Annotated in this window: 18 protein-coding genes and 1 pseudogene; 7 read left to right on the plus strand and 12 right to left on the minus strand. The window is 66.7% G+C overall.

The features are described from left to right. Positions 1-1,578, minus strand: a 1,578-nt coding sequence (locus M7H19_RS15055) for a vitamin B12-dependent ribonucleotide reductase (protein WP_298181877.1), incomplete at its 3' end; no start/stop codon positions are given. A 54-nt stretch (positions 1,579-1,632) separates the two neighbouring features. Next, complete coding sequence (nrdR, locus tag M7H19_RS15060) at positions 1,633-2,118, minus strand: transcriptional regulator NrdR (protein WP_015787051.1); 486 nt, start codon at positions 2,116-2,118, stop codon at positions 1,633-1,635. Positions 2,119-2,867: 749 nt separating this feature from the next. Here nrdR and lexA point away from each other — a divergent pair. After that, entirely contained in the window at positions 2,868-3,575 is a 708-nt protein-coding gene (gene lexA / locus M7H19_RS15065) for a transcriptional repressor LexA (RefSeq protein WP_015787052.1), read from the plus strand. Between the two features lie 123 nt (positions 3,576-3,698). Here lexA and M7H19_RS15070 read toward each other — a convergent pair whose 3' ends face one another. The 3 genes from M7H19_RS15070 to M7H19_RS15080 are packed head-to-tail and all read right to left on the minus strand — an operon-like array spanning position 3,699 to position 6,756. Next, the gene (locus M7H19_RS15070) at positions 3,699-4,709 is read right to left on the minus strand and encodes a hypothetical protein (protein WP_049824599.1); all 1,011 of its coding nucleotides are present in this window, start codon (positions 4,707-4,709) and stop codon (positions 3,699-3,701) included. A 54-nt stretch (positions 4,710-4,763) separates the two neighbouring features. Then, the gene (gene hflX / locus M7H19_RS15075; protein WP_015787054.1) at positions 4,764-6,212 is read right to left on the minus strand and encodes a GTPase HflX; all 1,449 of its coding nucleotides are present in this window, start codon (positions 6,210-6,212) and stop codon (positions 4,764-4,766) included. Between the two features lie 43 nt (positions 6,213-6,255). Beyond that, the gene (locus M7H19_RS15080) at positions 6,256-6,756 is read right to left on the minus strand and encodes a winged helix-turn-helix domain-containing protein (protein ID WP_015787055.1); all 501 of its coding nucleotides are present in this window, start codon (positions 6,754-6,756) and stop codon (positions 6,256-6,258) included. Positions 6,757-6,822: 66 nt separating this feature from the next. Here M7H19_RS15080 and M7H19_RS15085 point away from each other — a divergent pair, with 66 nt between their 5' ends. After that, positions 6,823-8,076, plus strand: coding sequence for an MFS transporter (locus M7H19_RS15085; protein WP_298181882.1), 1,254 nt, complete (start codon positions 6,823-6,825; stop codon positions 8,074-8,076). Between the two features lie 29 nt (positions 8,077-8,105). Here the strand turns inward: M7H19_RS15085 and dapF are convergent, their stop codons facing one another. From dapF to M7H19_RS15100, 3 genes are read right to left on the minus strand one after another with little or no spacing between them, the layout of a single operon-like run. Next, entirely contained in the window at positions 8,106-8,939 is an 834-nt protein-coding gene (gene dapF / locus M7H19_RS15090) for a diaminopimelate epimerase (protein ID WP_015787057.1), read from the minus strand. A 10-nt stretch (positions 8,940-8,949) separates the two neighbouring features. Next, positions 8,950-9,852, minus strand: a complete 903-nt coding sequence (gene miaA / locus M7H19_RS15095) for a tRNA (adenosine(37)-N6)-dimethylallyltransferase MiaA (RefSeq protein ID WP_197054578.1) — start codon at positions 9,850-9,852, stop codon at positions 8,950-8,952. Then, a complete protein-coding gene (locus M7H19_RS15100) occupies positions 9,849-10,553 on the minus strand; it encodes a hypothetical protein (RefSeq protein WP_282770819.1) in 705 nt (234 codons plus the stop codon). Before M7H19_RS15100 ends, miaA begins: the two co-directional genes overlap by 4 nt. Positions 10,554-10,727: 174 nt before the next feature. Here M7H19_RS15100 and M7H19_RS15105 point away from each other — a divergent pair, with 174 nt between their 5' ends. After that, positions 10,728-12,065: a DUF349 domain-containing protein gene (locus M7H19_RS15105; RefSeq protein WP_037307335.1), complete on the plus strand. Its 1,338-nt coding sequence runs from the start codon at positions 10,728-10,730 to the stop codon at positions 12,063-12,065. A gap of 85 nt (positions 12,066-12,150) precedes the next feature. Here M7H19_RS15105 and M7H19_RS15110 read toward each other — a convergent pair whose 3' ends face one another. Together M7H19_RS15110 and miaB are read right to left on the minus strand one after the other, a co-directional pair. Beyond that, entirely contained in the window at positions 12,151-12,642 is a 492-nt protein-coding gene (locus tag M7H19_RS15110; protein ID WP_015787061.1) for a hypothetical protein, read from the minus strand. Beyond that, complete coding sequence (gene miaB / locus M7H19_RS15115; protein ID WP_037307350.1) at positions 12,639-14,123, minus strand: tRNA (N6-isopentenyl adenosine(37)-C2)-methylthiotransferase MiaB; 1,485 nt, start codon at positions 14,121-14,123, stop codon at positions 12,639-12,641. Before miaB ends, M7H19_RS15110 begins: the two co-directional genes overlap by 4 nt. A 250-nt stretch (positions 14,124-14,373) precedes the next feature. Here miaB and M7H19_RS15120 point away from each other — a divergent pair. The 4 genes and pseudogenes from M7H19_RS15120 (at position 14,374) to M7H19_RS15135 (ending at position 17,686) form a co-directional block, all read left to right on the plus strand. Continuing rightward, positions 14,374-15,101 (plus strand): annotated as a pseudogene (locus tag M7H19_RS15120) (amino acid ABC transporter ATP-binding protein). Positions 15,102-15,159: 58 nt separating this feature from the next. Then, complete coding sequence (locus M7H19_RS15125) at positions 15,160-16,074, plus strand: glutamate ABC transporter substrate-binding protein (protein ID WP_298181890.1); 915 nt, start codon at positions 15,160-15,162, stop codon at positions 16,072-16,074. A 104-nt stretch (positions 16,075-16,178) separates the two neighbouring features. Next, entirely contained in the window at positions 16,179-16,826 is a 648-nt protein-coding gene (locus M7H19_RS15130) for an amino acid ABC transporter permease (protein ID WP_298181892.1), read from the plus strand. After that, complete coding sequence (locus tag M7H19_RS15135) at positions 16,823-17,686, plus strand: amino acid ABC transporter permease (protein ID WP_298181894.1); 864 nt, start codon at positions 16,823-16,825, stop codon at positions 17,684-17,686. Before M7H19_RS15130 ends, M7H19_RS15135 begins: the two co-directional genes overlap by 4 nt. 91 nt (positions 17,687-17,777) lie before the next feature. Here M7H19_RS15135 and M7H19_RS15140 read toward each other — a convergent pair whose 3' ends face one another. Together M7H19_RS15140 and M7H19_RS15145 are read right to left on the minus strand one after the other, a co-directional pair. Then, on the minus strand, positions 17,778-18,533 hold the full coding sequence (locus tag M7H19_RS15140; RefSeq protein WP_298181896.1) for a succinate dehydrogenase/fumarate reductase iron-sulfur subunit: 756 nt from the start codon (positions 18,531-18,533) through the stop codon (positions 17,778-17,780). 1 nt (position 18,534) lies between these two features. Further along, entirely contained in the window at positions 18,535-20,451 is a 1,917-nt protein-coding gene (locus tag M7H19_RS15145) for a fumarate reductase/succinate dehydrogenase flavoprotein subunit (protein ID WP_298181898.1), read from the minus strand. Positions 20,452-20,496 lie beyond the last annotated feature (45 nt).

Raw genomic sequence — 20,496 nt, forward strand, 5'->3', positions numbered from 1 at the left:
CCTGATCGCGGCGTCGTTGACGTGGTAGGTGCGGACGAGTTCGTTGGCCGCCGCGTGCTTGCGCATCACGCGCTGGTGCGCCTCGGCGTTCCGGGCGTACCCCTCGTAGGGGCCCACGATCCCGGCCAACTCCGCCGACCGTCGGTAGGACACGGCCGTCATCAGCGAGGTGATCGCCGCGGCCAGCGCACGCCCACCCTCGGAGTCGTACGCGTGTCCCGTGGCCATCAGCAGCGCACCGAGGTTGGCGTAGCCGATCCCCAGCTGGCGGAACTTCCGCGTGGTCTCCGCGATGGCCTCGGTCGGGAAGTCGGCGAAGCAGATCGAGATGTCCATCGCCGTGATGACGAGCTCGACCGCCTTGACGAACAGTTCCGCGTCGAACGTGCCGTCGTCACGCAGGAACTTCAGCAGGTTCAGCGAGGCGAGGTTACAGCTGGAGTTGTCCAGGTGCATGTACTCCGAGCACGGGTTCGAGGCGGTGATACGCCCCGACTCCGGGCAGGTGTGCCAATCGTTGATCGTGTCGTCGTACTGGATGCCGGGATCGGCGCATTCCCACGCGGCCTGGGCCATCTTGCGGAACAGCGACCTCGCGTCGACCCGCTCGATGATCTCCCCGGTCGTCCTGGCGCGCAGCCCGAAGTCACCTCCGGTCTCGACGGCCTGCATGAACTCGTCGGAGACACGCACGGAGTTGTTGGCGTTCTGGTACTGCACCGACGAGATGTCGGCGCCGCCGAGGTCCATGTCGAAACCGGCGTCCCGGAGCGCCCGGATCTTGTGCTCCTCCCGCGCCTTGGTCTCGATGAATTCCTCGACGTCGGGGTGGTCGACGTCGAGAACCACCATCTTCGCCGCACGACGCGTGGCCCCACCCGACTTGATGGTGCCCGCGGACGCGTCGGCGCCCCGCATGAACGACACCGGTCCCGAAGCCGTCCCGCCGGAGGACAACAGTTCCCGCGACGAACGGATGCGCGACAGGTTCAGGCCCGCGCCCGAACCGCCTTTGAAGATCAGACCCTCTTCCTTGTACCAGTTGAGGATCGATTCCATGGTGTCGTCGACCGACAGGATGAAGCAGGCGCTGACCTGCTGCTTCGAACTGGTACCGACGTTGAACCACACCGGCGAGTTGAAGCTGAACACCTGGTGCAGCAGCATCCATGTCAGCTCGTGCTCGAAGATCTCGGCGTCGGCGGCACCGGCGAAGTAACCGTGTTCGAGCCCCGCCTTGACGTAAGTCTTGACGACGCGGTCGATGAGCTGCTTCAGGCTGCTTTCCCGTTCGGGACTGCCAACCGCCCCACGGAAGTACTTGCTGGTGACGATGTTCGTCGCGTTGAGCGACCAGAAGTCGGGGAACTCCACACCACGTTGCTCGAAGTTCACCGTGCCGTCACGCCAGTTGGTCATGACGACATCGCGCTTCTCCCATCGCACCTCGTCGTAGGGGTGCACGCCCTCGGTCGTGAAGACGCGCTGGATGCGCAGGCCCTTACGCGCGCCCGAGCTACCCCGCTTCTTGCTCGGTTTCGGCGAGGATTCCGCGCCGACCCCCACGGTTTCTGTCATGACTCCCACTCCCGCGTTCGAAACTGGCGGCGACGCCACGCGTCGTCCGCGTCCTCAGTCGCTGTGGTCCTGCTGGGCCGATGACTCCGACTCGGCGATCGCCTCACGCAGGTTCTTGATCTCGGCCTCGAAGTCCTCGATGGACGAGAAGGACCGGTACACACTCGCGAACCTCAGGTAAGCCACGGCGTCGAGTTCCCTGAGGGGACCGAGTATCGCCAGCCCGACCTCGTGGCTCGGTATCTCCGCGACCCCGGTCGCCCGGATCGACTCCTCGACCTGTTGAGCGAGTTTTTGCAGGGCGTCGTCGTCGACCGGACGGCCTTGACAGGCGCGCCGCACTCCCCGGACCACCTTGTCGCGGCTGAACTGCTCGGTAACCCCCGACCGCTTGACGACGGCGAGGACCATCGTTTCGGACGTAGTGAACCGGCGTCCGCAGGCTGAACACGACCGACGGCGTCGAATCGCCTGGCCTTCGTCCACCTCGCGGGAATCGACGACACGAGAGTCCGCGTGCCGGCAGAACGGACACCGCATCGGTCGAGCACCTCCCTGTTCTCACCCGCAGAGCAGGAACACCGTGTCCCTGTCCTGTGTTCGTCGCGCCGCGGCCACACCACACGTGATCCGTGACCACCGTTGATCACAGCTGTCCGCGATCGCTTACGGCACCTTTTCGAGTACCCCAACGATGAACGACAACCGCGATCGTAACCCAACTTATAGACCAATTACAGCGATGTAACTACTAGATGTGGTGGTTGACCATAGAAGGCCGCGAGGGTGCGCGCAACCGCACCCCCGCCCCCCGACGGGGTGAGAACCGACATAGGATGCTCCCCCTTCGGCCCCATGACCCCTTCGAGCACGGGCACAAACCCCGGACAGCCTACGCGTGGGGCGAACCGGTGACACGGGGGCTACCGGAGGACGGCTCCCACACCCCGAAAGCCCGGCGGACCCTCCGACTGCACGCACCCCGGGGGTTCCCGGAATGCCGCCGTCAACCACCCCACGCTCGACGCCGCCGACCCCGACCCGACACAGCGGCCCTGTTCGACCACCACACGCCATCGCGTCCCGTTCGCGACCACCGTGGCGATCCCCGAACATACCCACCGTCGAACACCCGTGCGAATACCGACACTCCCGCGTGCGAAAATTGGGCGACATCGACGCGCAGGTCGAACAAACGTTTGAGATCCCCGCCGAGGCGGGTTAGCGTCGTGAGCGGAGTTCGACAGAGCCCGACCTCGGGTCGGCCGGCGATTGGGAGGCGTAACGCGGTGGCACGCAAGACAACCGACAGCGGTAAGGTTTCCGACCTTCCGCAGGCGGTCGAGGCCCCGGACACAAACCTCACGCCGCGGCAACAGAAAGTGCTCGAGGTGATCAGGACGTGGGTGGACAAGTACGGGTACCCGCCCAGCGTCCGGGAAATCGGTGAAGCGGTTGGGCTCACCTCCACCTCGTCGGTTTCCCATCAATTGAAGGCGTTGCAGCGCAAGGGATATCTGAGGCGCGACGCCAATCGCCCCCGGGCCGTGGGCGTACTCGCGTTGGATTCGGAGCACCCCATCCCCCCGACCACCTCGGCCACCGCGGAACGCTCCATGCCCCAACCCGCGTTCGTACCCCTGGTCGGCCGTATCGCCGCAGGTAAACCCGTATTGGCAGAGGAATCGATCGAAGACGTCTATCCGCTGCCCAAGGACATCGTCGGTGAAGGCGATGTATTCCTCCTCAGCGTCACGGGCGATTCGATGATCGATGCCGCTATCACCGACGGCGACTGGGTGGTGGTCCGGCAACAACCCACCGCTGAAAACGGCGACATCGTGGCAGCGATGATCGACGGTGAGGCCACGGTGAAAACGTTCAAGCGCAAGGACGGCCATATCTGGCTGGTCCCGCAGAACGAGGCGTACGAACCGATTCCGGGGGACGACGCCACGATCCTCGGAAAAGTGGTCGCGGTTCTCCGACGGTTGTGAACCGCGGCGGATACGTGCTCGGAACACCTCAAAGGCCATTCAAAGCCCATTCCCGATCGTCACCACCGGTGTTTCCGCATCGGACCGCGTAACCGCGTCTTTTCCGCGACCTCACCGGAGTGGTCAACGGCGGCGCCGGCCGAATCCGGCCAGCAACACGGCGGCGAGCGCGATGGCGATGAGGAAACTCGGCACCACTCCGAGACCGGAACCGTGTTCGGTCGACTCGGTGGGCCCGTCCTCGGCGGTTTCCGGTGTCGTGCCCGTTCCTCGTTCCTCGACTCCGGCGGATGCGTCGCCGACGAGACCCACGGCGTCCGGAACGGCCCGCAACGGCTCACCGCGCCCCTCACTGGCCGACAACAACGTCCCGTCGGGGGTGAAGGCGATGGCCTCCCCCTGCCGCTCATGAGGAAGCGGAACCCGCACCGGTTCCCGCGAGAAAGCCGCAACGATGTCGCCCTCGGTCACCGGGTACAGATAGGCGTCGGTGTAGGTCCGTACCGCCACCACACTCCCGTCACTGGACAACGCCGCACCCGTGATCAACACGCTGCCCGCCATGCCGACCGGCCCACCCGGTGTCCGGGTCGGCAACAGTGAGATCGTGGCCACCTTCTCCAACGGGGTGGGCCCAGGACTGGTCAGCGGCTGCGCGGGCCGATAGACCCGGCTGGAACCGAGGACGTCCTTCGTGATGATGTACGGCGTGCCCTCACGGTCCACGACGAGCGCCTCGGCGTCTCGAGGTCCGTCCGGGTAGGTGAGCCGATACAGCACCGACGTGCCGTCCCGCGACAGCGCGTGCAATGCGACCGTCTCACGTTGACCTCTGTTGTCCCCCGTATCGCCGAGCCAGAAAGTGCCGTCGGGTCCGAGCGCGAGGTCCTCGACGTCGTACGGGTCCGTGGGGGCCGTGATGAGGTCACGTACCCGGCAGTCGTCGCCGAGGACCGCCACCTCCAGTCGCGTGCCCCCGTCGTTGACCGCGTAGAGGTGCGTCGAGTCGGCGGCGAGACCGGACAGCTCCTCCAGTCGCGGGTCGTCGATGACACATCGGACCTCGGGTTCGGGCACGGCACCGTCTTGCTCGGCGTACGCGGCCGAGGCGGTCCCGAACAACAGCGTCAACATGAAGGTGACGATGCCGATTCCGAGGCCGAACGTTCTCACACCGCTACGGTAGCCTCACGCTCCGGAACCATTCGTGGCGTAATCCGCAAGAGCCGCCGCGAGCTCGGGATGCACCCTGGCCCGCAGGTGCGTGCCCTCGGGGCGGTGCTCCTCTGCGAGCACCTCGCCCTCGGCGTACGCCTTCGCGACGAGTTCCCCTCGGGTGTAGGGCACCACGACGTCCACGACGGTCTCCGGCTTGGGCAGCCGAGCAGCGATCTCGGACAGGAGGGTGTCGATGCCCTGCCCGCTGTGCGCGGAGACGACGACCGCATCGGGCAGCAGATTACGCAGCCGCGCCAGGGTCATCTCGTCGGCGATGTCGGCCTTGTTGATGACCACCAGCTCAGGCGGTAGCGGTTCGGCCCGCTTCTCGGCGATTTCGGCGAGGACCTCGCGCACGGCGACCACCTGGTCCTCGGGCGCGGCGGCCGCGCCGTCGACGACGTGCAGCAACAGGTCGGCGTCGGCGGCCTCGTCGAGTGTCGAGCGGAACGCGTCGACCAACTGGTGAGGCAGGTGCCGCACGAACCCGACGGTGTCGGTCAGCGTGTACACCCTGCCGTCCGGCGTCTCCGTCCGCCGGGTGGTGGGATCGAGGGTGGCGAACAGGGCGTCCTCCACCAACACCCCGGCCCCGGTCACCGCGTTGAGGATGCTGGACTTGCCCGCATTGGTGTATCCGACGAGCGCGACGCTCGGCACTTCGTTGGCCATCCTGCGTCCCCGCTTGGTGGCGCGGATGGTGTCCATCGCGGCGATCTCCCGGCGCAGCTTCGCGATGCGCTTGTTGATACGCCTGCGGTCGGTCTCCAACTTGGTCTCACCGGGGCCACGCAGACCCACACCGCCGTTCGCGCCGCCCGCGCGACCACCGGCCTGTCGCGACAGCGACTGACCCCACCCACGCAGGCGGGGAAGCAGGTACTCGAGCTGGGCGAGCTCGACCTGTGCCTTGCCCTCGCGGGAACGCGCGTGCTGGGCGAAGATGTCGAGGATCAGCGCCGTACGGTCGATGACCTTCACGTGCAGCCTCTCCTCCAGCTGTCGCAGCTGGCTGGGTGAGAGCTCACCGTCACAGATGACCGTGTCCGCTCCGGTGGAAGCCACGATGTCGGCCAGGGCCTTCACCTTGCCCGACCCGATGTAGGTGGCGGGGTCCGGCCGTGAACGACGCTGGACCAGGCCTTCGAGCACCTCGGAGCCCGCCGTCTCGGCCAGGCGCGCCAGTTCGGCCAGCGACTCCTCGGCCTGTTCCGCCGTCCCTTCGGTCCACACGCCGACGAGGACGACCCGTTCCAACCGCAGCTGTCGGTACTCGACCTCGGTGACGTCGGCCAGTTCTGTGGACAGCCCCGCCACCCTGCGCAGTGACGCGCGGTCGGAGAGTTCGAGCTCCCCGTCGGACAACTCGACGCCGTCGAGGTCGGCCTCGGGAAGGAAGTTCTGCGTCAGTTCTGTCATCGTGCCTCTATCGTCCCACGCTTCGCGGGAAAGAACGACCCATTTATCTGCTCGGATACAGGGCTACGTACACCGCGGTGCGCTCCGCGTCCTCGTCGACCGGCTCGGTGCTGAACTCGTTGAGGACGGTCTGCATCCGCTGTTTGAACTCGTCGAGCCGCTCGGGGGGGACCTGCGCGACCAAACGCCACTGGGCCATGTTCTCCGGGCCCACGTCGGCCACCTCGGCGAGGAACGCCTCGAAGATGGCGTTGCCGACGGCGGGGTCCTGGCCGATGTCGAGCTGCCACGACAGTCCCGTGGAACGGTACGGGATCTCCTTCGCGCCCCGGGCGCCGCGCCGAGCGGGCTCGGGTGTGAGAAAACCTGCGTCCACGAGTTTGCGGACGTGGTGCAGCGTGGTGGCCGGGTCCTTACCCAGCCGCTGCGCCAATTCCTTGTTCGTCAGCGCTTCCGCATAGGTCAACCGGATGATCCGCAACCGTATTCCCGATGCGAGCGCGCTGGCTTCGACCTCTGTGGCTTTACGTCGCCTCGTGACCACAGGGGCACTCTACGTCGTCGAATAAATGATTGACAGTTTCCAATCACTCAGTTCATACTGCCCCCCATGCCTGGGGACACGCTGTGGCGCCATCGCGACTTCCGCCTGCTGTGGGCGGGTCAGACGGCCAGTCAGTTCGGCACCTTCGTCGGTGTGACCGTGCTTCCCGTCCTCGCGGTCACGACCCTGGCCGCGACACCTCTGGAGATGGGACTGCTGACCGCCGCCGAGAACGCCGCGTTCCTCCTGTTGGGCCTCCCCGCGGGGGTGTGGGTGGATCGGATGCGCCGCAGACCGCTCATGGTGCGTGCCGACCTCATCCGAGGACTGCTGTTGCTGACGATCCCACTCGCCTGGTGGGCCGGAGCGTTGACACTGGTTCACCTGGTCACCGTGGCCACGCTGGTGGGCGCCTGCACGGTCTTCTTCGACATCGCGTACCAGTCGTACCTGCCGTCACTGGTGGGACGGGGAAAGCTGGTGGACGGCAATGCGAAGCTCCAGGTCAGCCAGTCGGTCGCCAATGTCGGCGGCCCCGGGCTGGCCGGTACGCTCACCCACTTGCTCGGTGCCGCCAACGCATTGGCCACCGTCGGTGGAAGTTATCTGGCGTCGGCATGGTTCCTGCGTCGTATCCGGACCGAAGAACCCCCGCCGACCCCGCACGCCGGTCAACCGGGTCTGCGTGCGCAGGTGGCCGAGGGGCTGCGGTTCGTGTTCACCACTCCCTCACTGCGGGCCATCACGCTGTGCACCGCCTCGGCGAATTTCGCGGGCGGCATGTTCACCGCGGTGGAGGTACTGTTCTTGACCCGCGAACTGCACCTGTCCCCCGCCGGTGTCGGCTGGCTGCTCGCCTGCCACGGAGTCGGTGGCGTCCTCGGCGCGGTCACCGCGGGCCGACTACTGGAACGCGTCGGTCTCGTCCGTGCCATCTGGCTGGTACCACTGGTGACCTGGCCCGCCCAGCTGCTCGTACCACTGTCCGAACCGGACTGGCGCATCGCCCTCGCCGCGGTGGCGTTCGTGATCGTCAGCTACGGGATCATCGTCTACAACGTCGCACAGGTCAGCTATCGCCAGACCCTCTGCCCCGACCACCTGCTGGGCCGCATGAACGCCAGCGTGCGGTTCCTCGTCTGGGGAGTGCTGCCGATCGGAAGCCTGCTCGGTGGTGTGGCAGGACAGTGGTTGGGCGTATCGGCGACCGTGTGGCTGTGCTCGGCGGGCAACGTCCTGGCCCTGTTGTGGGTGTTGCTGTCCCCGCTGCGCCGCACCCCGGACCTGGTGCCACCGAGTACCCGCCCGGTGGCCAGCTGACCCGGATGCCCCGGATACCGCTGCTGCGCTCAGCCGAGGGCCTCCCACCACGCACGGTCGAGTTCGCCCTTGGCGACGAACTCCGCCGGGCCGGTCAACGTCGAAACGCCCTTGCCCACCGTGACCGACACCCGGCCCCCCGGAATGTCGACGGTGGACTCCCCGGTGTCGACACCGCGCAGGTGCAACGCCGCGGCCACCGCCGCCACCGTGCCGGTACCGCACGCCCGAGTCTCGCCGACACCGCGTTCGTAGACCCTCATACGCAGCTCCTCGGAACCGAGCACGTTGACGAACTCCAGGTTGACCCCTTCGGGGAACACCTCGGTGTCGTACCTCGGCGCGTCCCGAAGGTCGAGCTCGTCGACGTCGTCGTCGAGCACCGACACCAGATGCGGGTTACCGACGTCCACGGCCACACCGGACAGTTCGCGCCCACCCACAACCGCCACGGAGGTGCCGGTGATCGTGGCCGCCCCCATATGCACGGTCACGGAGAGGTCGTCGTGCACGCGGACGTGACGGTCACCCGCCCTCGTCCCCACCGGGAACTCCGGGCCGGCCTCCAGACCGGCTTCGACGAGGTAGCGTGCGAACACTCGCACACCGTTGCCGCACATCTCCGCGATCGAGCCGTCGGCGTTGCGGTAGTCCATGAACCACTCGGCCTCCGAGTCGCTCGGACCGGCGTCCAACGCGGCCGAGCGCACGACTCGCAGCACCCCGTCGGCACCGAGCCCCCGCCGCCGATCACACAGCGCCGCAACCCGTTGGGGGGTCAGTTCCAGCGACGCGTCGGGATCGGGAAGTAGCACGAAGTCGTTCTGCGTGCCGTGCCCCTTGAGGAACTCGATGCCAGCCATGCCGACAAGATTACGGGTCGAGCTGCGAGAGCACGGTGTCGACCAGATCGGGAGCGCCACCGTCGAACCACCGGATGCGGTCGTCCCGACGGAACCACGACCGCTGTCTGCGCACGAACCGGCGTGTCGCCACCACGGTGGCCCGCTCCGCCGCGGCGAGATCACCGTCACCTGCCAACGCGTCGAGTACCTGCCGATACCCGAGCGCCCGCGACGCCGTCTTGCCCTCCCGTAGGCCCTGTTTCTCCAAACGCCGCACCTCGTCGACGAGTCCGGCGGCGAACATCCGCTCGACCCTGCGCTCGACCCGTTCGTCGAGTTCGTCGACAGCGCGATCCACCCCGATCAGCACCGTGCCGTAACGCGGCGGCCCCGGTTCGGGCAGATTGGCCGAGAACGGCTCCCCGGTCAACGTGATGACCTCCAGCGCGCGCACGATGCGGCGGGTGTCGGTGGGCAGGATCGTGTCGGCGGCCTTCGGATCGAGTTCCGACAGTCGTCGATGCAGTGCCGCCGTGCCCTCGACGCGAGCACGCTCCTCCCACTGCTTGCGCACGGCGGGATCGGTGCCCGGGAAGCGAAGATCATCCACGATCGCCTGCACGTACAGCCCGGACCCACCGACGATCACCGGCACCGTGCCACGCTCCAACAACGACTCGATCGTCGCGCGAGCCTGCGCCTGGTAAGCCGCCACCGAAGCCGTCTCGGTGACGTCCAGCACGTCGAGCAGATGGTGTGGCACGCCCCGCCGTTCCTCGGGCGTGGCCTTGGCCGTACCGATGTCCATGCCGCGGTACAGCTGCATGGCGTCGGCGTTGATCACCTCACCGCCCAGCGCGAGCGCGATCTCGACACCGAGCGCTGTCTTGCCGGTAGCGGTGGGGCCGACGACGGCGACGGGAACGATCACCGGCCGACCCACCTCGCGACGTGATAAGCCACCCCGAACGGCGCGTCCGAATACAACACCTCTCCACACCATCCGGTCCTCGTTCGGGCCAGCCCCGCGAGTACCTGCCACGCCGCCCGCCCTTGGGCCTGGAGCTCGGCCGCCAGAGCCGGGTCCACCGCCAACAGGGCTTCGTGGTCCGCCTCCGCCAACGCCGTACGCACCCGGGCGTCGAAGTCCTCCGCCCTGGCGTCGGGCCATCCTGAAGGCGCGGTCTCATGCCGGGTGGAACCGTCGCCCAGCACCAACAGCGCACGCTCCTCCGCGGCTGCGAGCTGCTCGCCGAGCGTCACACACTCGGCGACGTCCGCGTGTTCGGCGACGAGCTCCACTCGCACCGAAGCGGCTCCCACCTGTTCCCGCAACCACCCCGCCACGAGGACGGACAGCGGGAGCTCCCTCGGTGCAGCCGCGGTGGGGGCACTGCTTAGGCTGACAGGGACATCCACACCGAAACCACGGAAGCTGCCCTGTGTGTCAGGCTCGATCGTGGCGCGTCGCGCGCCGACGCCCACCGCCAGCCACTGCTTGCTGACCTCGGCCAACGCACGCGCCGCCGCCAACGTCGCGTCCCGCACGGCGGCGGTACGCTCCACCGCGCCCGGCACGAGCGCAGGCACGAGCAGCGGGGGCTGAGGCACCACGACGGCACACGAGATCACGCGTTCCGAGGTTACCGGCAGAGTCACGGGAGGTACCTATCGAGGTATGGAGTACCCAGAACCGGTGTTACCTGTTTGAATGCGGCCTACAGACCCGTACACGCACGACCCGGCCCCGCACCATAGCGGGGCGCCCGCGGCATCCGCGGGCCGGACAGCGAGAAGGAGCCGGCCATGGCCGAGCAGAACAATCCCCGCGGCAGTGACGCCCACGACGCCTCCGCGGACGTTCCCACGCCCCACCAGGTGACCCAGTCCCCCGGTGGCACACAGGCACCCGCTGTGCCGGCCGCCGAAACACAGCCGTCGCGGTGGGGACGTGTCGACGACGACGGCACTGTGTACGTGCGCACCGCCGACGGCGAGCGTGCTGTCGGTGTGTGGCAGGCGGGCTCGGCCGAAGAGGGACTGAGGCATTACGCGCGCAAATTCGACGACCTCCGCACCGAGGCCGAGCTGCTGGAGACCAGGCTGACCTCCGGCGCGGGCGACCCGAAACAGGCGTTGTCGAGCGCGACGAATCTCCGCGACCGCCTCACCGACGCCGCTGTCGTCGGTGACCTCGACGCCCTGCGTGCGCGGCTCGACCACATCGTCGAACGCGCCGAACAGGAGGTGCAGCGGCAGCGGCAGGAGCGCGAGCGGGCCAAGGCCGAGGCGGTGGCCCGTAAACAGGCGCTCGTGGAGGAGGCGGAGGAGATCGCCGCGTCGTCCACCCAGTGGAAGGCAGCAGGCGATCGACTCAAGGCCATCCTGGAGGAGTGGAAGACCATCCGGGGGGTCGACCGCAAGACCGACGACGAGTTGTGGAAGCGGTTCTCCAAGGCCCGCGAGGCGTTCAGCCGTCGCAGGGGTTCCCACTTCGCCGAGCTGGACAAGCAGCGGGCCGCGGCCAAACGCCGTAAGGAGGAGTTGATCGCGGAGGCGGAGGCGCTGTCCGACTCCACCGACTGGGGCCCCACCACCGCCCGGTACAAGGAACTCATGGCCGAATGGAAGGCCGCAGGCCGCGCCCCCAAGGACGCGGACGAAGCCCTGTGGCAGCGGTTCCGGGCGGCGCAGGACGCCTTCTTCTCCCGTCGTGCCGCGGCGTTCTCGGAACGGGACGCCGAGTTCGCCGAGAACGCGGCCCGCAAGGAGGAACTGCTGGTCGAGGCCGAGAAGATCGACCCGTCGGCCAACTTGGACGCCGCCAAGGCCCAGTTCCGTCGCATTCAGGACAGCTGGGACAGGATCGGCAAGGTGCCTCGGGACCGTGTCCGGGAACTCGACGGTCGGTTGAAGGCCGTGCAGGACAAGATCCGCCAGGCCGAGGAGGCTCGCTGGCGGAGGACGGACCCGGAGGTGCAGGCGAGGGTCGCCCAGTTCCGCGAGCGAGTCGAGCAGTTCGAGGCCCAGGCTGCGAAGGCACGTGCCGCGGGCGACGAGCGCCGCGCGAGACAGGCCGAGGAACAGGCGGCGCAGTGGCGCGAATGGCTGCGCACAGCCGAAGAAGCGGTGGCCAACCGCTAGTGGAAAAGCAAAGCGGTGGGGAGCATTCCACTCCCCACCGCTTTTTACCGCTCTGCTGCTTCTGTTGCTCTACTGTTGATGGTCTTCAGGAACGCGACCAGGCGACCTGCATCCAGTGGACGGCCAGCACCAGCATCGCGACGGTCGCGACGACGAGACCGATTCCGGGGCCTGTTCCCGATGCCCCGCCGAGACTGGACGACTGCTGCGACCACACAGCGAGGATGCCGTCGACGAAGGCGAACCATCCTCCGACAGCGCACACCCACGTCAACCACCACCTGCGGGTCGCCAACGCGAGCGCGGAGGCCAACACCCCGAAGCCGGTGGACGTCGCGGCGAACAGCTGCGGGATCGGGCCCGCCTCACCGAGCAACGCCTCCCAGCCCGCGTGACCACCGGCCCACGGCAGCACGAGCCCCACCACCAACGCGAACACGACGACCGCGATGGTGAAGCCGCGACGCCCGAGCTCGACCGTCTTGACGGCCTTGCCGAGCGTCTCGTTGACGTCGGCGGCGAGCCGCTCGAGTCCCGCGTCGTTCTCAGCCGCGTCCGAATCGGACTTCTCGTTCACAGCGAACACCCTTCCATACCGGCGCTCACGGTGGCCGTGGGCTTCGGGCCGAACGAGGGCAGCCCGAGGCTGACGCCTTTCGTTCGAGGCCGCAGCCCGGCCTCCACATTGTCACCCGCTTTGGTGCGACGATGCGACAACACGTCCCCGTCGGCCACGAGGTGGTGCGGCGCCGCATAGGTGATCGTGGTCTCGACGATGTCGCCCGGACGGATCTCCCGGTCGATGGCGTCACCGCGCGGCGTGAAGTGAACCAACCTACCGTCACGGGCACGGCCACTCATCCTGTGGGTCTCGGCGTCCTTACGACCTTCCCCCGTGGCGACGAGCAGCTCCACCGTGGTGCCGACGAGCTTGCGGTTCTCCTGCCAGGAGATGTCGTTCTGCAGTTCGACGAGCCGGTCGTAGCGCTCCTGCACGACTTCCTTCGGCACCTGGTCGGGCATCTCGGCGGCCGGGGTACCGGGACGCGGCGAGTACTGGAACGTGAAGGCGCTGGAGAACCGCGCCTGCCGTACCACTTCGAGAGTCTGTTGGAAGTCCTCCTCCGTCTCGCCGGGGAAGCCCACGATGATGTCGGTGGTGATGGCCGCGTCCGGCATGGCCGCCCTCACCTTGTCCAAGATGGACAAGAATCGAGCCGACCGGTAGGAGCGACGCATCGCCTTCAACACGCGGTCGGAACCCGACTGCAGCGGCATGTGCAGCTGATGGCAGACGTTGGGGGTCTCCGCCATCGCGTCGATCACGTCGTCGGTGAACGCGGCCGGGTGCGGCGAGGTGAACCGCACGCGCTCCAGACCGTCGATGGAACCGCACGACCGCAGCAGTTTGCCGAACGCGTACCGGTCACCGAACTCGACGCCGTAGGAGTTCACGTTCTGTCCCAGCAGCGTTACTTCCAGCACTCCCTCGGCGACGAGCGCTTCCACTTCGGCGAGGATCTCGCCGGGACGACGGTCGCGTTCCTTGCCGCGCAGTGACGGCACGATACAGAAGGTGCACGTGTTGTTACAGCCCACTGAGATCGAGACCCAGCCCGAATAGGCCGATTCGCGTCGCGCGGGCAGCGTGGACGGGAAGGTCTCCAGCGCCTCCACGATCTCCACCTGCGCCTCGGCGTTGTGCCGGGCCCGTTCCAGCAGCACGGGCAGCGAGCCCAGGTTGTGCGTACCGAACACGACGTCCACCCAGGGCGCACGTCGCACGATCTCTCCCCGGTCCTTCTGCGCCAAACAGCCGCCGACGGCGATCTGCATCCCGGGATTGGCCGCCTTGGCGGCGCGCAGGTGACCGAGATGACCGTAGAGCTTGTTGTCGGCGTTCTCACGCACCGCACAGGTGTTCAACACGACCACGTCGGCTTGCTCGCCCTCGGCGGCAAGTGAGTACCCAGCTTCCTCAAGCTGCCCGGCGAGGCGCTCCGAATCGTGCACGTTCATTTGGCACCCGAAGGTGCGGATCGTGTAGGTGCGGGTCACGCCTGCCAGGGTAGGTCAACGGTGTTCGGCCACTTCGTCGCGCCCGGGTCCCTCACAAGTTAGAGTTCGATAACACCCCACAGGGGCCACTCTCGTCTGCACCCGCCGACACCTAAGGTTACTTTTTGATTCAAAGAGCGCACTGGATTGCCCCAAAGGTGTTAAATCCGAATATTGCCCGTGACAACCCGCGACCCGCGGCTTGCCGTGTGATGGAGGTCAGATGAGCACCGCGACGCCCACGCCGCCGATGATCCAGGCGGTGGCGGTGAACAAACATTTCGGCGACCTGCACGTGCTCATGACATCAACCTCGAGGTCCCGCGGGGCCAGGTCGTGGTCGTCCTCGGACCGTCCGGTTCCGGCAAGTCGACCCTGTGTCGCGCGCTCAACAGGCTCGAGCCGATCGACTCAGGGGAGATCAGCATCGACGGCAAGCCGCTTCCCGCCGAGGGCAGGGCGCTGGCCGCTCTGCGTGCGGACGTCGGAATGGTCTTCCAACAGTTCAACCTGTTCGCGCACAAGACGATTCTCGACAACGTCACGCTCGGGCCGATCAAAGTGCGCAAGGTCAGCGCCGAGGAGGCCCGCAAAACAGCGATGGAGCTGCTCGACCGGGTCGGAATCGCCAATCAGGCCGAGAAATACCCGGCGCAGCTGTCCGGCGGTCAGCAACAACGCGCCGCGATCGCGAGGGCGCTGGCGATGCGTCCCAAGGTGATGTTGTTCGACGAGCCCACCTCCGCCCTGGACCCCGAGATGGTCCAGGAAGTACTCGACACCATGACCGAGCTCGCCGACGACGGCATGACGATGCTCGTCGTCACCCATGAGATGGGCTTCGCCCGGCGGGCCGCTCATCGGGTGGTGTTCATGGCGGACGGCGAGATCGTCGAGGACGCCACCCCCGACGAGTTCTTCACCGCTCCCAAGTCGGACCGGGCAAAGGACTTCCTCGGCAAGATCCTGACGCACTGACAGTTATGGCCAGTCACGGCGGCGTTCGCCGCCCCAACCGGAAACAGGAGAGGCACATATGAAGATCCGCACCCTGACGGCGGGACTGCTGGCGGCATGCCTCGCGCTCACCGCGTGCGGTAAGGAGGGCGGTCCGTCCGACGGCGGCGACGGTGGGAACGGCAACGGCGACACCGCTGCTTTGAGCTACGAGGTGGCCGAGGACGTCACCGTCGAAGGCTCCCCGACCTTCGACCAGATGAAGAAGACCGGCCATGTGGTCGTCGGTGTCAAGGACGACCAGCCGAACCTCGGGTACAAGGACCCGACGAGCGGCGAGTACAGCGGTTTCGACGTCGAGATCGCCCGGCTGATCTCCGCCAAGCTCGGATTCGACCCGAAGAAGATCGAGTACAAGGCCGTCCCGTCCGCGGGTCGGGAACAGGCCATCATCAACGGTGACGTGCACTACTACGTCGGCACGTACACCATCAACGACAAGCGCAAGCAGCAGATCAGCTTCGCCGGCCCGTACTTCATCGCCGGACAGGGCCTGCTAGTCGCCAAGGACAACGAGGACGTCAACGGCAAGGACGACCTCAAGGGCAAGAAGGTCTGCTCGGTGAGCGGGTCCACGCCGATCCAGAACGTCCGCGACGAGGGCCTGACCGAGCCCGAGAACATCGTCGAGTTGCAGACCTACTCGCAGTGCGTGTCCGAGCTGCTCAACGGCCAGGTCGACGTCGTCACCACCGACGACGCCATCCTGCTCGGCTACGCCGCCCAGCAGCCCGACGAGCTGAAGGTCGTCGGCGAGTCCTTCACCGAGGAGCCCTACGGCATCGGCCTGCCGAAGGAGGACGACGCCCTCCGGGACAAGGTGAACGACATCCTGGAGGAAGCCATGGAGGACGGCACCTGGCAGGAGATCTACGATGCCACGCTCGGCAAGTCGGGCACTCAGGCCGACATGCCGGAAGTCGAACGCTACTGACGCCGACGCAAGGCCCTCGGTGGTGACCAACCCCCTCATCGGTGGAACCGCCGAGGGCCACACACGTCGGCAGCCCCATCAGTCCCCGCACCACCGAGGGAAACATGGACGTACTGCTGGACAACCTCGACCTGTACGGGCCGGGTTTTCTCAATACCATCAAACTGTTCGTCTTGTCGGCGATCGGCTCGTTGGTGCTGGGCACCATCCTGGCGATGCTGCGCGTGAGCCCGGTGCCGATCCTGCGCGCCGCGGGCGCGGCATACGTGACGTTGTTCCGTAACACGCCGCTGACACTGCTGTTCTTCTTCTTCGTCTTCGCCTTCCCGCTGCTGGAAGTCGCCGACCTGTCATACTTCTGGGCCGCCGTCGTGGCGTTGACCATGTACACGGCCGCGTTCGTGTGCGAGGTCGTGCGGTCGGGCATCAACACGGTGCCGGTCGGCCAAGCCGAGGCCGCGCGGGCGATCGGGCTCACGTTCGGACAGACGTTGAGTCACGTCGTGCTGCCGCAGGCGACACGCTCCGTCGTGCCGCCGATGGTCAGCACGATGATCGCGCTGCTGAAGAACACCACGATCGCGGCCGGGTTCTCGGTCGTCGAGGCGGGAGCGATCCAGAACTACCTGTCCGAGCGCGGATACAGCGTCTTGATCGGGTTGCTGTGGGTCGCACTCGGCTTCGTCATCCTGATCACTCCCATGACTCTGCTGCAACGCAGTCTCGAGAAGCGCTGGAGCGTGGCCCGATGAGCGCCGTCCTGTTCGACGTCCCGGGGCCGAAGTCGCGAGTACGCCACCGCCTGTACGCGGTGGTGGGGGTGCTCGCCATCGCGGCGGTCATCGGCTACGTCATCTACAAGTTCGCCGACGCCGGCCAGTTCGACGCCGGCATGTGGGAATGGGTCCTCTACGAGCAGGTCCAGCTGGAAGTCCTCGCGGCGCTGGGCAACACGCTGAAGGCGTTCGCCGTGGCGACGGTGTTGGCGCTCGCCTTCGGTGCGATCTTCGCGATCGCCCGACTGTCCGAGCACGCGGCCATCCGGGTCCCCGCAACGCTCGTCGTGGAGTTCTTCCGGGCGGTCCCGCTCGTGGTGATGATCTTCTTCTTCCACTACGGGCTCGCGCTGGGTGCGCCCTTCTATTCCGTCGTACTCGGCCTGACCCTGTACAACGGTTCGGTGCTGGCCGAGGTCTTCCGTGCCGGAATCCTGTCGCTGCCGAAGGGCCAGAGCGAGGCGGCCTACGCCATCGGCATGCGTAAGACGCAGGTGATGCGTCTGGTGCTGCTGCCGCAGGCACTGCGTGCCATGCTGCCCGCGATCATCAGTCAGCTCGTGGTGTTGCTGAAGGACACCGCGCTGGGCTTCCTCATCACCTACGAGGAACTGCTGCTCTACGCCCGCTACCTCGGCAGCATGCTCGAATTCGACCGGCCGCTGATTCCGATCACCATCGTGGTCGGCGCCATGTACATCATCATGTGCCTGGCGTTGACCGGTGTGGCGAAGTGGCTCGAATCGCGCAACCGCCGCAGCGAGAAGGCGATCGTAGCGGACGGTAAGGCCGAAACCGAGGAAGGCGTGCTCACCCCCGACAACCAACCGGTGTAGAACAAGCCCCTCCGAGCCGAGAGAAAGGGGCCGTCGTCCGTGTTCCGGACGGCCCCTTTCTCCACCTTCGCGTCGGTGCGCTCGGCGGTCCTCACCGTTCGCCTCGGCGGAAAAGCTTGTTACCCAGCCACACCACCGGGTCGTAACGACGATCGGCGACGCGCTCCTTCATCGGGATGAGCGCGTTGTCGGTGATGTGGATGTTCTCGGGACACACCTCCGTGCAGCACTTGGTGATGTTGCAGTAGCCGAGTCCGTGTTCGGTCTGCACCTGGTCCACACGGTCGGCCACGTCGAGCGGGTGCATTTCCAGCTCCGCGATCCGCATGAGGTAACGCGGCCCCGAGAAGACGGGCTTGTTCTCCTCGTGGTCCCGGATCACGTGACAGACGTTCTGACACAGGAAGCACTCGATGCATTTGCGGAACTCCTGCGAACGCTGCACATCGACCTGCTGCATGCGGTACTCGCCGAGCTCCAGCTCGGGCGGAGGCGTGAACGCCGGAACCTCCCGCGCCTTGACGTAGTTGTAGGACACGTCGTTGACGAGGTCACGTACCACCGGGAACGTGCGCATGGGGGTCACGGTGATGGTCTCGTCCTCGTCGAAGACCGACAGTCTCGTCATGCACAACAGACGTGGCCTGCCGTTGACCTCCGCCGAGCAGGAACCGCACTTTCCCGCCTTGCAGTTCCACCGCACGGCCAGGTCGGGTGTCTGCGTGGCCTGCAACCGATGGATCAGGTCGAGCACGACCTCACCCTCATTGGCCTCGACGGTGTAGTCACGCAGCTCACCGGCACCGTCGTCGCCGCGCCACACTCGCAGTTTCGCCTGGTAGCCCATATCAGGCCGTCCTTTCCGGATGGTCGGCCAGTTCCTCGTCGGTGTAGTACTTCTCCAATTCGGAGAGCTCGAACAGGGCGAGCAGGTCGGCTCTCATCGGCTCCTGCTCCTTGGTGGTCACCTCGATACGCGGGATGGGTGCTTCCCGGTCGGTGGCCGAACACACCAACAGCGTGTTGCGCCACTGCACGTCCATCTGCGGGTAGTCGTCGCGCGTGTGCCCGCCCCTGCTCTCGGTGCGACGCAACGCCGAGCGCGCCACGCACTCGCTCACCAACAGCATGTTGTGCAGATCCAACGCCAGGTGCCAGCCGGGGTTGTACTGCCGGTGCCCTTCCACCGTGACCGCCCGAAGACGCCCCCGAATCCCGTCGAGCCTCTCAAGGGCCGTCTCGATCTCCTCGGCCGTGCGGATGATGCCCACGAGGTCGTTCATGCACTGCTGCAATTCGATCTGGAGGGAGTAGGGGTTCTCGGCCTCCTGACCGTCCCGAGGTGGGTCGAACGGCGCCAAAGCCGTCCTCTCGGCCATCGCCAGGTCCACTGCGGACACGGTGGGCCGGTCGGTGAGCGAGTCGACGTAGTCCGCGGCGCCGAGCCCCGCCCTACGCCCGAACACCAGCAGGTCCGACAGCGAGTTGCCGCCGAGCCGGTTGGATCCGTGCATACCTCCCGCGCACTCCCCCGCAGCGAACAGGCCGGGCACGATCGACGCTCCCGTGTCCGGATCGACCTCGATGCCGCCCATCACGTAGTGACACGTCGGGCCGACCTCCATCGGCTCGGCGGTGATGTCCACATCGGCCAGTTCTTTGAACTGGTGGTACATCGAGGGCAGCCGCCGTTTGATCTCCTCGGCGGGCAGTCGGCTCGCGATGTCGAGGAACACGCCACCACGCGGCGAACCCCGACCCTCCTTCACCTCGGTGTTGATCGCCCGTGCTACCTCGTCCCGCGGGAGCAGGTCGGGTGTGCGGCGATTGTTGTCGGGGTCCTCGTACCAGCGGTCGGCCTCCTCCTCCGTCTCCGCGTACTGCCCCTTGAACACGTCCGGCACGTAGCGGAACATGAACCGCTCGCCCTCGGAGTTACGGAGCACGCCACCGTCACCACGCACCCCCTCCGTGACGAGGATGCCCTTCACGCTCGGCGGCCAGACCATCCCCGTGGGATGGAACTGCACGAACTCCATGCCGATCAATGTGGCGCCGGCCCGCAGCGCGAGCGCGTGACCATCGCCTGTGTACTCCCACGAGTTCGACGTCACCTGGAACGACTTGCCGATGCCACCGGTGGCGAGAACGGCGGCCGGTGTCTCGAACAGCACGAACCGACCGGACTCCCGCCAGTAACCGAACGCACCTGCGATCGCACCGTCCTGGGTCAACAACTCGGTGACCGTGCACTCGGCGAACACCTTGAGTTTGGCTTCGTAGTCGCCGTAGTCGACGTAATCCTGTTGCTGCAGCGAAACGATCTTCTGCTGCATCGTGCGGATCAGTTCCAGCCCGGTCCGGTCACCGACGTGCGCGAGCCGCGGATACGTGTGTCCGCCGAAGTTCCGCTGGCTGATCCGCCCGTCCGGCGTGCGATCGAACAACGCGCCGTACGTCTCCAACTCCCACACCCGGTCGGGCGCCTCCTTGGCGTGGAGTTCCGCCATACGCCAGTTGTTGAGGAACTTGCCGCCCCGCATGGTGTCCCGGAAGTGCACCTGCCAGCTGTCGTTCGGGTTCACGTTGCCCATCGACGCCGCGCACCCGCCTTCGGCCATGACGGTGTGCGCCTTGCCGAACAGCGATTTGCACACCACCGCGACGGAGAATCCACGCTGCCGTGCCTCGATCGCGGCCCGCAGACCCGCTCCGCCGGCACCGATCACCACCACGTCGTAGCTGTGCCGCTCGACCTCGGTCATGAAAAATTGGCCACCTTCATTGTTCGCGCAGGCCACGCCCTCGCG

The organism is Saccharomonospora sp., assembly GCF_027317685.1.
Classification (GTDB): Bacteria; Actinomycetota; Actinomycetes; order Mycobacteriales; family Pseudonocardiaceae; genus Saccharomonospora.